The organism is Belnapia rosea, assembly GCF_900101615.1.
GTDB lineage: Bacteria > Pseudomonadota > Alphaproteobacteria > Acetobacterales > Acetobacteraceae > Belnapia > Belnapia rosea.
On sequence record NZ_FMZX01000001.1, the window covers coordinates 420,502 to 434,058 of the forward strand.

The 13,557-nt window shown below is 71.6% G+C and carries 16 protein-coding genes, 1 tRNA gene and 1 pseudogene; 7 read left to right on the forward strand and 11 right to left on the reverse strand.

The window, feature by feature from the left end; all coding sequences use genetic code 11:
- Positions 1-4: 4 nt before the first annotated feature.
- Together rpoZ and folK are read right to left on the reverse strand one after the other, a co-directional pair.
- Entirely contained in the window at positions 5-403 is a 399-nt protein-coding gene (rpoZ, locus tag BLR02_RS02030) for a DNA-directed RNA polymerase subunit omega (protein ID WP_090560723.1), read from the reverse strand.
- Positions 404-528: 125 nt separating this feature from the next.
- Entirely contained in the window at positions 529-1,029 is a 501-nt protein-coding gene (folK, locus tag BLR02_RS02035) for a 2-amino-4-hydroxy-6-hydroxymethyldihydropteridine diphosphokinase (RefSeq protein ID WP_342670550.1), read from the reverse strand.
- 85 nt (positions 1,030-1,114) lie between these two features.
- Here folK and BLR02_RS02040 point away from each other — a divergent pair, with 85 nt between their 5' ends.
- Together BLR02_RS02040 and BLR02_RS02045 are read left to right on the forward strand one after the other, a co-directional pair.
- Positions 1,115-1,762, forward strand: coding sequence for a LabA-like NYN domain-containing protein (locus BLR02_RS02040; RefSeq protein WP_176849298.1), 648 nt, complete (start codon positions 1,115-1,117; stop codon positions 1,760-1,762).
- Positions 1,759-2,415: a uracil-DNA glycosylase gene (locus BLR02_RS02045; protein WP_245704582.1), complete on the forward strand. Its 657-nt coding sequence runs from the start codon at positions 1,759-1,761 to the stop codon at positions 2,413-2,415. The genes BLR02_RS02040 and BLR02_RS02045 overlap by 4 nt, the downstream gene beginning before the upstream one ends.
- Positions 2,416-2,544: 129 nt before the next feature.
- On the opposite strand, the gene BLR02_RS02050 is transcribed toward BLR02_RS02045, so the two are convergent.
- Positions 2,545-2,748 carry a hypothetical protein gene (locus BLR02_RS02050; protein WP_090560725.1) on the reverse strand — a complete coding sequence of 68 codons (204 nt, stop codon included), beginning with the start codon at positions 2,746-2,748 and terminating at the stop codon, positions 2,545-2,547.
- A 71-nt stretch (positions 2,749-2,819) separates the two neighbouring features.
- Between BLR02_RS02050 and BLR02_RS02055 the strand changes: the two genes are divergently transcribed.
- Together BLR02_RS02055 and BLR02_RS02060 are read left to right on the forward strand one after the other, a co-directional pair.
- Complete coding sequence (locus tag BLR02_RS02055; RefSeq protein WP_090659996.1) at positions 2,820-4,253, forward strand: NAD(P)H-hydrate dehydratase; 1,434 nt, start codon at positions 2,820-2,822, stop codon at positions 4,251-4,253.
- Between the two features lie 62 nt (positions 4,254-4,315).
- The gene (locus BLR02_RS02060) at positions 4,316-5,773 is read left to right on the forward strand and encodes a malonyl-CoA decarboxylase (protein WP_090560727.1); all 1,458 of its coding nucleotides are present in this window, start codon (positions 4,316-4,318) and stop codon (positions 5,771-5,773) included.
- 36 nt (positions 5,774-5,809) lie between these two features.
- Here BLR02_RS02060 and BLR02_RS02065 read toward each other — a convergent pair.
- From BLR02_RS02065 to BLR02_RS02100, 8 genes are all read right to left on the reverse strand, one after another.
- Positions 5,810-5,886, reverse strand: a tRNA-Pro gene (locus BLR02_RS02065).
- 90 nt (positions 5,887-5,976) lie between these two features.
- Positions 5,977-6,360, reverse strand: coding sequence for a MerR family transcriptional regulator (locus BLR02_RS02070; RefSeq protein ID WP_090560728.1), 384 nt, complete (start codon positions 6,358-6,360; stop codon positions 5,977-5,979).
- Entirely contained in the window at positions 6,357-6,671 is a 315-nt protein-coding gene (locus BLR02_RS02075; RefSeq protein ID WP_090560729.1) for an integration host factor subunit alpha, read from the reverse strand. Before BLR02_RS02075 ends, BLR02_RS02070 begins: the two co-directional genes overlap by 4 nt.
- Before the next feature lie 116 nt (positions 6,672-6,787).
- Positions 6,788-7,753 (reverse strand): beta-ketoacyl-ACP synthase III, encoded by a 966-nt coding sequence (locus BLR02_RS02080; RefSeq protein ID WP_090660000.1) that lies wholly within the window; start codon positions 7,751-7,753, stop codon positions 6,788-6,790.
- A gap of 117 nt (positions 7,754-7,870) precedes the next feature.
- Complete coding sequence (gene plsX / locus BLR02_RS02085) at positions 7,871-8,941, reverse strand: phosphate acyltransferase PlsX (RefSeq protein ID WP_090560731.1); 1,071 nt, start codon at positions 8,939-8,941, stop codon at positions 7,871-7,873.
- 35 nt (positions 8,942-8,976) lie between these two features.
- Positions 8,977-9,180, reverse strand: a complete 204-nt coding sequence (gene rpmF / locus BLR02_RS02090) for a 50S ribosomal protein L32 (protein ID WP_090560732.1) — start codon at positions 9,178-9,180, stop codon at positions 8,977-8,979.
- A gap of 185 nt (positions 9,181-9,365) precedes the next feature.
- On the reverse strand, positions 9,366-9,866 hold the full coding sequence (locus BLR02_RS02095; RefSeq protein ID WP_176849332.1) for a YceD family protein: 501 nt from the start codon (positions 9,864-9,866) through the stop codon (positions 9,366-9,368).
- Positions 9,856-10,413, reverse strand: a complete 558-nt coding sequence (locus BLR02_RS02100; RefSeq protein ID WP_090660008.1) for a ubiquinol-cytochrome C chaperone family protein — start codon at positions 10,411-10,413, stop codon at positions 9,856-9,858. The genes BLR02_RS02095 and BLR02_RS02100 overlap by 11 nt, the downstream gene beginning before the upstream one ends.
- 137 nt (positions 10,414-10,550) lie before the next feature.
- Between BLR02_RS02100 and BLR02_RS02105 the strand changes: the two genes are divergently transcribed.
- The 3 genes and pseudogenes from BLR02_RS02105 (at position 10,551) to BLR02_RS02115 (ending at position 13,545) form a co-directional block, all read left to right on the forward strand.
- Positions 10,551-11,087 carry an outer membrane protein assembly factor BamE gene (locus tag BLR02_RS02105; RefSeq protein WP_090560735.1) on the forward strand — a complete coding sequence of 179 codons (537 nt, stop codon included), beginning with the start codon at positions 10,551-10,553 and terminating at the stop codon, positions 11,085-11,087.
- Between the two features lie 211 nt (positions 11,088-11,298).
- A pseudogene (gene glmS / locus BLR02_RS02110) lies at positions 11,299-12,790 on the forward strand (glutamine--fructose-6-phosphate transaminase (isomerizing)); the annotation flags it as partial.
- 23 nt (positions 12,791-12,813) lie between these two features.
- Complete coding sequence (locus BLR02_RS02115; protein WP_090660011.1) at positions 12,814-13,545, forward strand: PQQ-binding-like beta-propeller repeat protein; 732 nt, start codon at positions 12,814-12,816, stop codon at positions 13,543-13,545.
- Positions 13,546-13,557: the final 12 nt, after the last annotated feature.

Genomic DNA, 13,557 nt, shown 5'->3' on the forward strand with positions numbered 1-13,557 from the left:
CGCCTCAGCGGCGGCCGCCGCCCAGCTCGGCGGCGATCGCAGCCTCCAGGTCGTCGGGCGACATGTCCTCGAGGCCGGCGCCCTCGACGGGCAGCTCCTCGTTGACGTCCATGACGCCGAAGATGTTCTCGTCCGTGGCGATGAGGTCGAGCACCTCCTCCTCTGCCGGCTCCGGCTCGGGCGCGCGCTGCAGGGACTTGATGAGGTCCTGCTCGATCGAGCCGAGATCGATCGTCTGCTCGGCGATCTCGCGCAGGGCGACGACGGGGTTCTTGTCGTTGTCGCGGTCGAGCGTCAGCTCCTCGCCGCGGCCGATGTTGCGGGCCCGCTGGGCGGCGGTGAGGACGAGCTCGAACCGGTTGGGGATCTGGACAATGCAGTCTTCGACGGTGACGCGCGCCATATCGGCCTCACTTAGGTTCAATCGAGCCGCTCCCGGGATGAACCGGCCAGGAGCAGCGCAGACTCTGAGAGATGAACCTTCCAGATAGACATGCCGGCTGGCTTCCGCAAGCGCCGCGGCAGGGTTCAGCCGGGAATGGGCTCCGGCAGGTCCTCGGCCGGCAGGGCGGCCAGCATGTCCTCGACGCTGCGGCCGGTGTCCGGGTGGACCCAGCCCGGGGCGACATCGGCGAGCGGCTGCAGGACGAAGCGCCGGAGATGGGCCCGGGGGTGCGGCAGCACCGGATCGGGCGCGCTGCGCCGCAGGTCGTCGATCGCGACGATATCAAGGTCGAGGGTGCGCGGGGCGTTGGGGAAGGGGCGTTGCCGGCCGGCGGCCGCCTCCAGCGCGTGCAGCGCCGCCAGCAGCGCGGCCGGGTCGGGCATGGGGCCCTCCAGCCTGACGACCCCATTGACGAACCGGGGGGCGCCCGGCATGGGCGGCACCGGCTCCGTCCGGTACCAGCGGGAGAGGGCCGTGAGGCGCAACCCGCAAAGTCCATCCATCGCCGCCGCGGCGGCACGGCAGGTCTCGAGCGGCCCATCCCCGGAATATCCGGGCAAATTCGCGCCAACGGCGATGAGCACAACGCTTTGTCGCTTAACTGCTTGCAATGTTCGCCTACACTCAGCTGGCCAGATTGGCGTGACCCATATTTCGAAAGCAACGAACTTGCAGCCCGACCGTATCGAACGGCTCGCCGTCTTCATCGACGGCGCCAATCTCTACGCCGCATCCCGTACTCTTGGCTTCGACGTGGACTACAAGAATCTCCTCGCCCATTTCCGTCAGCGTGCCTATCTGATCCGCGCCTACTACTACACCGCCCTGCTGGAGACCGAGGAATACTCCCCGCTGCGGCCGCTGGTCGATTGGCTCGGGTATAACGGCTATTCCGTCGTCACCAAGCCGGCCAAGGAGTATACCGACGCCAATGGCCGCCGCCGCGTGAAGGGCAGCGTCGATATCGAGATGGCGGTCGATGTCTTCGACCTCGCCCCGCATGTCGATCATGTGGTGATCTTCTCGGGCGATGGCGATCTGCGGCGCCTGGTCGAAGCGGTGCAGCGGCGTGGCGTGCGCGTCACCGTCATCTCCTCGATCCGCACCCAGCCGGCGATGATCGCCGACGAGTTGCGGCGCCAGGCGGATGCCTTCATCGACCTGACCGAGCTCGCCGAGCACATCACCCGCCGCCAGGTGGAGCCGCGGCAGCGGGCGGTCGGCGGTGCCCCCCAGGGCGGCGCGCCGGCGCGGGCGAGCGTGTCGCGGGCGACCCCGGCCGAGCCCTTCCGCGAAGCGCCGGACCTGCCGGAGTGACGGAGCTGGCAGGAGCGGCGCCGGCCCAGCAGCCGGACCGCGATTGCCCGTTCTGCCCCCGCCTCGCCGCGCTGCGCGAGGCGAACCGGGCAGCCTGGCCGGATTGGCACAACGCGCCCGTTCCCTCCTGGGGCCCGCGCGAGGCGCCGCTGATGGTGCTCGGCATGGCGCCGGGGCAGCGCGGCGCCAACCGCACCGGCCGGCCCTTCACCGGGGATCATGCGGGGCGGCTGCTCTATGCCACGCTGCTGAAATACGGCCTGGCACGCGGGACCTACCTCGAACGGCCGGATGACGGGATGGAGCTGACCGGCTGCCGCGTCACCAATGCGGTGCGCTGCGTGCCGCCCGCCAACCTGCCCGAGCCGGCCGAGATCCGTGCCTGCAACACCTTCCTTCAGGGGGAGCTGCAGGGGATGCCGAGGCTGCGGGTGGTGCTGGCGCTCGGCGTGCTGGCGCATGATGCCTGCCTGCGCGCGCTGGATCTGAAGCGCAGCGCGACGCGTTTCTCCCATGGCGCGCTGCACCCGCTGCCGGGCGGGCTGCTGCTGGCCGACAGCTACCATGTCAGCCGCTACAACACCTCGACCCGGCGGCTCACCACCGAGATGTTCGAGGCGGTGGTGGCAGCGATCCTGCCACGCCTAGCCTAGGCCGGGGCTTCCCCGCCAGCGCTGGCGGACTCCGCACCGGCTTGCGGCATGGTTCCGCGGATCTCTCCGGCCAGGCCAGTCCGGGGCATCCGCACGGCCGGATGTCGGGGCCGTGCGAACGGTCCCGTTTCAGCCGCCGGAGTTCGTGGTCTGGGTATTGACGGCGGCCGGCTCGGCGGGCCGGGCGCCGCCGCCGCTGGTCTCGCGCATCGCGGCTGTCGTCGGCGGCGGCGGGCCCTTCGGCGGCGGCGCGCTGATCTTATGGATCGTCAGCGCCACCAGGATCATGACCAGCAGCGGCGCGATGACGGTGGAGAGGTTCAGGCGGGGCATGCGCGGCTCCTTGGGAACTTGCCCCATCAGGACGCGTGGCGCCCCCTGTGGTTCAGACGGAGGACGGATCGATGCCCCTGGATGCAGCGCCCGAATTGCTGACCCCGGCCGAGATGGGCCGGGCCGATGGGCTGGCCGCCGAGGCCGGCATCCCCGGGCCATGGCTGATGGAGGCGGCGGGGCGGGCGGTGGCGCGGGCGGCGCGGCGGCGATTCCGGCCCTGCCGGGTGCTGGTGCTCGCCGGGCCGGGCAATAATGGCGGCGATGGCTATGTCGCGGCGCGGCTGCTGGAGGCGGCGGGCTGGCCCGTCACCGTCGCCGCCCTGGCGCCGCCGCGCGCGGGCAGCGATGCCGCGGCGGCCGCCGCGCGCTGGCGGGGGCCGCTGGTGCCCTTCAGCGTGGCGGAAGCCGGCCGGGCGGGGCTGGTAATCGATGCCGTCTTCGGGGCCGGGCTGGGCCGGCCGGTGGAGGGGCTGGCGGCGGAGGTACTGCGGGCCTGCGAGGCGCCGATCCTGGCCGTCGATACGCCCTCCGGCCTCGATGGGGCGACGGGTCAGGTGCGCGGCTTCGCGCCGCGGGCGGCGATGACCGTCACCTTCTTCCGGCTCAAGCCCGGGCATCTGCTGCTGCCGGGGCGGGAGCTTTGCGGCGAGACGGTGCTGGCGGATATCGGCCTGCCGCCGAGCGTGCTGGGCAGGATTGCGCCGCAGGCCTGGCGGAACGGGCCGAGGCTGTGGCGGCTGCCGGTGGCCGGGGCCGAGTCCCACAAATACAGCCGGGGCCATCTGAGCATCCTCGGCGGCGCGGCGATGACGGGCGCGGCGCGGCTGGCCGCCGGCGCGGCGCATCGGATGGGGGCAGGGCTGGTCACCCTCCGGGCGCCGGATGCCGCCTCGGCCATGCTCTATCGCGCGGCGGAGCCGGGCAGCCTGGTCAGCGAGGCGACGATCGAGGCGCTGCTCGGCGATGCGCGGCGCGGCACCTGGCTGATCGGGCCGGGGCTGGAGCCGGATGATGCGACGCGTGCGGCCCTCCGCGCCGTGCTCGCGGCCGGGCGGCAGGTGGTGGCGGATGCCGGGGCGCTCGGCGCCTCGGCCGGGGCGCCGGAGGCGCTGGCGGGGGCGGCGGTGCTGACGCCGCATGCGGGGGAGTTCCACCGGGTCTTCGGCCCGATCGGCGATGACAAGATCGCGGCGGCGCGGCGGGCGGCGGCGCTGACCGGCGCGGTGGTGCTGCTGAAGGGAGCGGATACCGTGGTCGCGGCGCCGGATGGGCGGGCGATCGTCAACCACAATGCCCCGCCGAGCCTCGCCACCGGCGGCACCGGGGATGTGCTGGCGGGCAGCATCGCCGCGCTGCTGGCGCAGGGCATGGCGGCCTTCGAGGCGGCGGCGGCCGGGGCCTGGCTGCAGGGCGAGGCGGCGCGGCGGCATGGGCCCGGGCTGCTGGCTGAGGATCTCATCACGCTGCTGCCAAGTGCCGCCGCGGCTGCAAGCGGTGCCTGACGGCGGCCTCCGATCGCGCTAGATTACCCGGGATTTCATTCCGCTTCGCGGGAGGCTCGACGATGTCTGAAGTGCTCGAACAGGCTGGTCTCTTCGACCGCGCCCTGCGCCGCGTCACCAGCCTGTGGCGGGACATGGCCGATCGGGTGTCCGGGACGGAGGCAGAGGGCATCGCCGAGCAGATGCGCGCCTGCCTCGAGGACCGGGGCGGAGAGCTCTCGGCCCGCAACCGGGCGGCCAAGCTGGCCCAGGCCTATCTCACCCTCGATGCGCCGGGGCGGGTGGAGTTCCTGCGCACCCTGGCCGGTTTCGACTCGGATGACGCGGCGACGCGGAAGGCGATGGAGCGGGTCCTGGCCGCGGCCGAACCCACCGAGCGCGCCAGCGCCAAGGCCAAGCTGCGCCGCGCGCTGGAGCCGCCGCGGCTCAGGCTGCTGACCCAGTTCACCACCATCCCGGACGGGATGAAGTTCCTGGTCGATCTGCGTGGCGAGCTGCTGCGGGTGATGGATAGCGACCCGGTGCTCGGGGCGCTGGAGAGCGACCTGCGCGGGCTGCTGGCGAGCTGGTTCGATGTCGGCTTCCTCGAGTTGCGCCGGATCGACTGGAACAGCCCGGCCGCGCTGCTGGAGAAGCTCGTCACCTATGAGGCCGTGCACCGGATCCGCACCTGGCGCGACCTGAAGAACCGGCTCGACAGCGACCGGCGCTGCTACGCCTTCTTCCACCCCCGCATGCCGGAGGAGCCGCTGATCTTCGTCGAGGTGGCGCTGGTGAAGGGGCTGGCGGCGAGCGTCCAGAAGCTGCTGGACGAAAAGGCGCCGGTGCTCGACCCGGCCCAGGCGGATACCGCGATCTTCTACTCGATCAACAACTGCCAGCGCGGGCTGGATGGCATCAGCTTCGGCAATTTCCTGATCAAGCGGGTGGTGGCGCTGCTTGGGGGCGAGCTGAAGGGGCTGAAGAACTTCGCCACCCTCTCGCCCATCCCGGGCTTCTGCCGCTGGCTGAACGAGCGGATCGCGGCGGCGGAGCCGGCGCTGGCCTCGGAGGAGGAGCTGACGGCGCTGCGGGCGGCGGCGCCTGCCATGCTGGCGCTGCCGGCCCCGGCCGAAGGCGGGGCGGCAACCACCAGCGCACCCTCGGTCGCGCCGGAGACGCCGGCGCAGACCCTGGCACGCATCCTTGCCCGGCGCGGCTGGCAGCGTGACGAGGCCATCGCCAAGGCGCTGGAGCCGGTGCTGACCCGGCTCTGCGCCGGCTATCTGGTGCACGCGGCCTCGGCGCGGAATCCGCAGCGGGCGCGGGACCCGGTGGAGCATTTCCACCTCTCCAATGGCGCCCGGATCGAGCGGATCAACTGGCGCGGCGATGTCTCGGAGAAGGGCATGCGCGAGAGCGCAGGGCTGATGGTGAACTACCTCTACGACCCGGCCCGCATCGAGGAATACCACGAGGGCTATATGGGCGAGGGCCGGCGGCCGATGGCGAGCGCGATCCGCAAGCTGGCCAAGGCCTGAGGCCGGCGCGGGTGCTGCTGGGGAGGGAGGGGGGAATGGTCGGACCGGCGGGATTTGAACCCACGACCCCTTGTCCCCCAGACAAGTGCGCTACCAGGCTGCGCTACGATCCGTACCGGGCGGGGGGATAGCACCCTCCGCCATGCGAGGCTAGAGCCGATCGCCGGGAATTGGCCGGCCTGCGGGGCGATGCGGCGGGGCGGTCAGCGGCCGGCCAGGCCGTGCAGCTCCTCGGCCAATTCCTCCAGATCCTCGAGGATGGCGCGGAGGCTGTCGGGGGCGGACTCGGTGGGCTCGGGCAGGGCCATCTCGGCCTCGCCAAGGCCGCCCTCGCGCAGCAGCCGCTGCACGCCCTTGATGGTGTAGCCCTGGGTGTAGAGCAGATCGGAGATGCGGCGGAGCAGGCCGATATCCTCCGGCCGGTAGTAGCGCCGGCCACCGCCGCGCTTCAGCGGCTTGAGCTGGGGGAATTTCGTCTCCCAGAAGCGCAGCACATGCTGCGGGATATGGAGATCCTCGGCGACCTCGCTGATGGTGCGGAAGGCGGTCGGCGCCTTGCGCGGCCGCGGGGGGAGCTGCTCGCTCACGCCGCGTTGTCCGAGTCGGGCGCGGCCTGGCCGTTGATGCGGGCCTTGAGCACCTGGGAGGGTCGGAAGGAGAGCACCTTGCGGGGCAGTATGGGGACCTCCACGCCGGTCTTCGGGTTGCGCCCGACTCGCTGGCCCTTCTGGCGGACCATGAAGGTGCCGAAGGCCGAAATCTTCACCGCCTCGCCGGCTTCGAGCGCGGAGGAAATCCGTTCCAGCACGGATTCCAGCAGGGCCGCCGATTCGTTCCGCGACAGCCCAACCTGGCTATAGATCGCCTCGGCCAGGTTCGCGCGCGTGAGCGTATTCATCCGGCAACCGGTTCCCGCAAGCCATTCTGGCCATTAGGAAACCGGTATCCTCCGCGGGCGTCAACCGCAGCTTGGCGAAAGCGCAACAGCGTGGCACGAAAGTCGCAGTGCCGTGGTCAGAAACGTACCAGCGCCGCGCCCCAGGTGAGGCCGCCGCCGATGGCCTCGAGCGCCATCAGGTCGCCGCGCTCGATGAGGCCGCGGCCGGCTGCCTCGGCCAATGCCAGCGGGATGGAGGCGGCGGAGGTATTGGCGTGGCGGTCCACGGTGACGACCACGCGCTCGCGCGGCAGGTTCAGCTTCTTCCCCATCGCCTCGATGATGCGGAGATTGGCCTGATGCGGAACCAGCCAGCGGAGATCGGCATGGCCGAGCCCGTTGGCGGCCAGTGCCTCGTCCACCACCGCGGCGAGCTTCGAGACGGCGTGCCGGAACACCTCCTTGCCCGCCATGCGGAGCAGGCCGGTGCCGCCGGTCGAGCCGGCGCCGCCATCCACCAGCAGGATGTCGCCATGCCGGCCATCCGAATGGAGATGGGTGGAGAGGATGCCGCGATCCGTGCCCTGCTCCGCGGTCAGCACCACGGCGCCGGCACCGTCGCCGAAGAGCACGCAGGTGCCGCGGTCGGTCCAGTCGACGATGCGGGAGAAGACCTCGGTGCCGATGACCAGGGCGCAGCGGGCCTGGCCGGTCTTCATCAGCGCATCGGCGACGCCGAGGGCATAGACGAAGCCGGTGCAGGCGGCGGCGATGTCGAAGGCGAAGCCGCGGGTGATGCCGAGCTGCTGCTGGACGCGGACGGCGGTTGCCGGGAAGGCGCTGTCCGGCGTCGCGGTGGCGACGATGATGGCATCGACCTGGCTGGCCTCGATGCCGGCCCGCTCGAGCGCCTGGCGCGCCGCGGCGGCACCCATGGAGGAGGCGGACTCGCCCGGGGCGGCGATGTAGCGCTGGCGGATGCCGGTGCGCTCGGTGATCCACTCATCGGAGGTCTCGATGCCGAATTCGGCGGCGAGCGCCGTGTTGGGCACGCAACGCTCCGGCAGGTAGCTGCCGCAGCCGGCGATCACGGAACGGATCATCCCGAAGGCCTTCCCTAGAGCGAGCGCCGCTCCGATGCGTCACCGGCATGGCGTGGCCCGCTGGTATGAAACAACAGCCCAGGGCCTATCCGCTGCGCCGCAGCGCAGGGACCGGCCCTAGGGCGAGGCGGGTGCCGCGACCGGCTTGCCGATCTGCGCCAGGCCCTCGCGGATGCGGTCATTGAAGCGGTGCGTCACCATGTCCATGGCGACATCCACAGCATGGGCGAAGCCGAGCGCGTCGGTCCCGCCATGGGACTTCACGACGACGCCGTTCAGGCCGAGCAGGATGGCGCCGTTGTAGCGGCGCGGGTCCATCCATTCGCGCAGGCGGTCGAGCGCGGGCCGGGCGAGCAGGTAGCCGGCGCGGGCGGGGATGCTGCTGGTGAAGACCTGGCGCAGCAGGTCGCGCATCAGCTTCAGCGTGCCCTCGGCGGTCTTCAGCGCGACATTGCCGGTGAAGCCATCCGTCACCACGACGTCGACGGTGCCGGCGGCGATGTCATGGCCTTCGATGAAGCCGTGGAAATTGGCGCCGATATGGCTCTCGCGCAGCGTCTCGGCGGCGGCGCGGACCCGGTCGTCGCCCTTCAGCTCCTCGGAGCCGACATTGAGCAGGCCGAAGCTCGGCGTCGTCAGGCCCAGCACCGCACGGGCGAAGCTGTCGCCCATGACGGCGAATTCGACGAGGTTGCGGGCATCGCACTGGACGTTGGCGCCGAGGTCGAGCAGCACCACGTCGCCGCGCGCGGAGGGGGCGATGGCGGCCAGCGCCGGCCGGTCGATCTCCGGCAGCGTCTTCACCACGATCTTGGCGAGCGCCATCAGCGCGCCGGTATTGCCGGCCGAGACGACGCCGCTGGCCTCGCCACCGGCAACGGCGTCGATGGCGATGCGCATGGAGCTCTGCCGGCCCTGGCGAAGCGCCGCGGTCGGCTTCATCTCGGCGGAGATCACGGTCGCCGCATGGCGCAGCATGCAGGCCTTGGCAGCGCGAGGCCGGCGGGCGAGCATGCCGCCGATCCGGGCCTCGTCACCGACCAGCAGGAAACGGGCCTGCGGATGACGTTCCGCGGCCAGTTCCAGACCATCGAGGACGATGTCGGGCGCGTTGTCGCCCCCCATGGCGTCGATCGCCAGGGAGAAACCCGGGGCGCTGCTATCCTGCGGCCCAATGCTTTGCGACACGGTATGCCGATCCCCGCCAGGGTGCCGGTTGTGGCTCAGTGGCGAATGGCGGCCTTCAGCGCATCGCCGGCCGGGACCACCTCCCGCCCATCGTAATGCCCGCAGGAGGAGCAGACATGGTGCGGGCGCTTGAGCTCACCGCAATTGGAGCACTCGGCATGGGCCATCTTGGTCAGGGCCTGATGGCTCCGCCGCATGCCGGCACGGGAGGGCGAAACTTTCTTCTTCGGGACGGCCATGGCGCCGAGCCTTTCTTTGCAACACGCAAGGCGTTTCAACGGGAGGGCGGGGCTGTAGCACCGCCCCCCCGGGGGCGCAAGCACGGTGGCACGGAATGGACGCGGCCCTGACCCGCGCCTGCTGCCCTGGCCGAGGGGCTGGTGGCCTCGCCGTGAAAGCCGCGACGGCTGCCGGAACCGGGGCCTTAGTTCTTGCGGAGCGAGGCCAGGGCGGCGAAGGCGCCGGCCGAGCCGTCGGTGGCCTCGGCGGGCAGTTCCGCACCCGGCGCACGCGGATAGGGATCGAGGACGAGGGCCAGCTGCTCGGCCACCGCCTCGCCGAGATCGGCGACGCCGTCCGGGCACTCGATCTCGTCGAGATCGTCCGGCCCGTCCTGCGGCTCGCGGCCGGGGGGGAGGAGGCGGAAGGCCACCGCCTCGTCCACCGTCTGGGCCACCGGCTCCAGGGTCACGATGCAGGCCTGGGTGAGGCTGGCGGCGATGCGGCCCTGGACGCGAACCGTGCCCTCCTCCTCCGGCATGAGCTGGAATTCGGCGGCGAGGCTGTCGAGGCCGAGGATGCCGAATCGGGCGGCCAGCGCCGCGCATTCCCCGGGCGTGGCCGACAGGGCGATGCGGCGGCCCGCATGGGGGACGGTGCCAAGCGGGACGGGGCGGGAGAATTCGGGGGCGGCGTCAGGCGGCATCGGCGGGCTCGCTTGGGGCGGGGAAGGGGGGCTCGCCGCGCCGCAGGCTGGCCAGCGGCTGGGTGGCCAGAGCCTCGGCGCTGCGGAAGGCATGGCGGGCGAGGCGCAGGGCGGGGTCGCGTGCGGCGGCCTCGCTGCGCCAGACATTGCGCTCGATGGCGGCGGCCAGCGCCGCCTCGTCACCGGAATCGAGGGCCGCCTCATAGGCGAGGCAGCGGCCGTGGAAGGCCTCCCACATCCGCTTCACCCGCTTGCCGATGCTCATGTCGCCGGCGCCCATCTCGCGCAGGTTGATGTCCATATCCGCGAACATGGCATCGAAGACGGCCTGGGCGAGGGCGGCGCCCAGCGGGTCCGGATCGGTGCGGAGGCGGCGGATCAGCAGGGCGACATGCAGGCCGACCAGGTCGAACCGCCCGTCCAGCGTGTCCGGCACGCCGAGGGGGCCAAAGAACCATGGGTCGCGCGCCGCGGTGACGGCGGCGCCGTAGAGCTCGAAGCCGGTCCGCTCATGCGGCTTGCGGCGGAACAGGGCGAGCAGGCCCATGGGTGGTGTTGTCCTTCCCGGTCCGGCCACGGCGTGGTTGACCCTGCCGTGGCGTGGTGGCATTCGCGCCGGGGCTGGCACCCCGCCGCTGCCCGCGACACCTTGCCGCCGGCACGATTTCACGATGGGACGCAGAGATGGATCGCCCTTGCCATCCGGTCAACGACTCCGCCACGCGGCGGCTGCGTGCCGCGGCCCTGGCCTGTGGCGTGCTGCTGCTGCCGCTGGCCCTGCCAGGCTGCAGCATCTTCGACGCGCCGACCGTCCAGCGCGGCAACCGGGTGACCGAGGATCAGCTGAAGGAGATCACGCCCGGGGTGCAGACCCGGCAGGACGTGCAGGCGCTGCTCGGCTCGCCGACCAACAGCAGCACCTTCGGCGACCCGGTCTGGTACTATATCAGCAGCCGCACCCGGCAGCGGCCGGGGCGGGAGCTGCTGGTGACCGACCAGCAGACCGTCGTGGTGTCCTTCGATTCCGGCGGCGTGGTCCGTGAGGTGAAGGTGCTGGGGCCGGAGGAGGGCAAGCCCGTCGCCATGGTCGCGCGCGAGACGCCGACGCCGGGCAATGACCGGACGCTGCTGCAGGCGCTGTTCGGCAATGTCGGCCGGATCGGGCCGGGTGCCTCGCTGCCGACCAGCCCCGGCGCGCCGGGCGCGGGGACGGGCCGGTAGCCCTGGACGACAGGCGCCGAGGCTGCTGCGGCCCCTGCGACGACGCCTGACCATGCGTGAACGCCCCTCTCGGACCGCGGCCGGGCGTGCAGGGCGCGGGGCCGGAGCATCCGGGGCCTGGGCCCGCACTGCGGCGCGTCCCGGCCGGGTGGGGGCGTAGCCCGGGCATCGCCGGCATGGACCTCGCCGTGTTTCCCCCCCCAGGCGGGATCCGCACGCGACCATCCGCGTCGCCGTCGTCCATAACGGTATTATCGAGAATCACGCCGAGCTGGAAAGCCAGGGCGCGCTGTTCGAGACCGAGACGGATACCGAGACCTTCGTCTGCCTGCTGGACCGATACCTGGCCGATGGCCTGGCGCCCGAGCCGGCCTTCGCCACGGCGCTCCGGCGCGTGCAGGGTGCCTTCGCGCTCGTCGCGGCCTTCGCTGGGCATCCCAGGCTGCTGCTCGGCGCCCGGCAGGGTGCGCCCCTCGCAGTGGGCTACGGCGATGGGGAGATGCTCCTCGGCTCCGACGCGCATGCGCTCGCCCCGCTGACACGGCGCATCGCCTATCTCGAGGAGGGCGACTGGGCCGTCGTGGCCGTCGAGGGCGCGCGTTTCCTCGCCGCGGATGGCGGGCCGGTGGAGCGTCCCGTGGTCCAGACGGCGATCTCCGGCGCCGTGCTCGGCAAGGGATGAGCACCCTGCCGTCCTCGGCGATACGCTCCGGCAGTACCTCGATCCACGAACGCTGGAGGTGCGCCTGCCGCGGCTGCCCTTCGATCCCGCCAGCCTCTCGCGGCTGACGCTCATCGCCTGCGGCAGCGCCTTCCTGGCGGCGCATGTCGGCCGCTACTCGATCGAGGGGCTGGCACGCCTTCCTTGCGACGCCGATGTCGCCTCCGAACTGCGCTACCGCGATCCGCCGCTGGCCGATGGCGGCGCCGCGATCCTCGTATCCCAGTCCGGCGAGACGGCGGATACGATGGCGGCGCTCAGGCTGCTGCAGGTGGGCGGGCAGACGGTGCTGTCCATCGTCAACGTGCCGGAAAGCACGATGGCCAGGGCAAGCGATGCCGCACTGCTGACCGTAGCCGGGCCTGAGGTGGGCGTCGCATCCACCAAGGCCTTCACCGCGCAACTCGCGGTGCTGGCCTGCCTCGCCATCGACTTCGCGCGGCGGCGGCGGCAGATGACGACCCTGGAAGAGGGACGGCTGACCCAGGCGCTGCTCGCGGTGCCAAGCCATGCGGCGGCGATCCTCGGGCAGGATGCGCGCATCCGCGAACTGGCCACCGAAGTCGCCAAGGCACGGGATGTGCTGTTCCTGGGCCGCGGGCCGCTTTTCCCGATCACGCTCGAGGGTGCGCTGAAGCTGAAGGAGCTCAGCTCCATCCATGCCGAAGGCTACGCCGCGGGCGAGATGAAGCATGGCCCCACCGCGCTGTGTCCCTCCGGCCCGCTCTTCGAGAAGACCGCGTCCAACCTGCAGGAAGCCGCGGCGCGTGGCGGGCGGGTGATGGCCTTCACGGATGCGGCCGGCGCGACGGCCCTGTCGCGCTTCGCGGAGCAGGTGGTGACCTTGCCCGACATCGACTCCTTCGCCGCGCCGATCCTGCACGCCATCCCGGTGCAACTGCCGGCCTATCATGTCGCGGTGCTGAAGGGCACCGATGTCGACCAGCCCAGGAACCTGGCGAAGAGCGTCACGGTGGAATAGCGGCAGGCGCGGCTGCGCCGCTCATGTCAGCCGCAAGAAGTTCTTCCGGTTACAAACTCACGCCCGCGAATGTCGAACAGCTCCAGGTCGCCTGGCACTATCATTCCGGTGACATGCGCGGCCGTCCAGGGGACCCCGTGGAGACGACCTTCGAGGTCATGCCGCTCAAGATCGCCAACCGGCTCTTCCTCTGCACGCCGCACCAGGACGTGGTGGCGCTGGACGCGACCACCGGCGCAGAGCTGTGGCGCCACGACACCCGCCTGCTCGACGGGCTCGCGCTGCAGCACCTGACTGGCCGGGGCCTCGCCTACGCCGCCGACCTGCCGCCAGGTACCGCACCGGCACCCGACCCTGCGCGGCTGCAGGCGGCCCGGACCACGGTCCCGAACCTGCCCGTGGCGGCCGAGACAGCCAGGACCACGGACTGCGCCGCACGCCTTTTCCTGCCCACCGCCGATGGTCGCCTGGTGGCGCTCGATCCGGAGAGCGGCGCGGTCTGCCGGGATTTCGGCGGCGGCACGGGGCAGGTGAATCTCTGGGCGAACATGCCGAATGTCCGGCCGGGCGCCTACTACTCCACCTCGCCACCCGTGGTGGCGGGCGGCCTCGTGACACGGCAATCCCATCACTGCACCACGCCGCCGAACCGGCAGGCGGCAGTAGACCGCTTCGTCGCACAGGCCCGCGACAACACCCAATATGCCAAGGACGACCCGGCGAAAGCCCTGTTCTGCTTCCCCGACTCCAGCTAGGCCTTCTCGGGC

What these genes read in the sequence shown, in the direction of transcription:
- rpoZ (WP_090560723.1), bottom strand. Translation starts at nt 403, where the DNA reads ATGGCGCGCGTCACCGTCGAAGACTGCATTGTCCAGATCCCCAACCGG.
- BLR02_RS02050 (WP_090560725.1), bottom strand. Translation starts at nt 2,748, where the DNA reads ATGCCCCGCCTGAACCTCTCCACCGTCATCGCGCCGCTGCTGGTCATG.
- BLR02_RS02055 (WP_090659996.1), top strand. Translation starts at nt 2,820, where the DNA reads ATGCCCCTGGATGCAGCGCCCGAATTGCTGACCCCGGCCGAGATGGGC.
- BLR02_RS02060 (WP_090560727.1), top strand. Translation starts at nt 4,316, where the DNA reads ATGTCTGAAGTGCTCGAACAGGCTGGTCTCTTCGACCGCGCCCTGCGC.
- BLR02_RS02075 (WP_090560729.1), bottom strand. Translation starts at nt 6,671, where the DNA reads ATGAATACGCTCACGCGCGCGAACCTGGCCGAGGCGATCTATAGCCAG.
- BLR02_RS02080 (WP_090660000.1), bottom strand. Translation starts at nt 7,753, where the DNA reads ATGATCCGTTCCGTGATCGCCGGCTGCGGCAGCTACCTGCCGGAGCGT.
- rpmF (WP_090560732.1), bottom strand. Translation starts at nt 9,180, where the DNA reads ATGGCCGTCCCGAAGAAGAAAGTTTCGCCCTCCCGTGCCGGCATGCGG.
- BLR02_RS02095 (WP_176849332.1), bottom strand. Translation starts at nt 9,866, where the DNA reads ATGCCGCCTGACGCCGCCCCCGAATTCTCCCGCCCCGTCCCGCTTGGC.
- BLR02_RS02100 (WP_090660008.1), bottom strand. Translation starts at nt 10,413, where the DNA reads ATGGGCCTGCTCGCCCTGTTCCGCCGCAAGCCGCATGAGCGGACCGGC.
- BLR02_RS02105 (WP_090560735.1), top strand. Translation starts at nt 10,551, where the DNA reads ATGGATCGCCCTTGCCATCCGGTCAACGACTCCGCCACGCGGCGGCTG.
- BLR02_RS02115 (WP_090660011.1), top strand. Translation starts at nt 12,814, where the DNA reads ATGTCAGCCGCAAGAAGTTCTTCCGGTTACAAACTCACGCCCGCGAAT.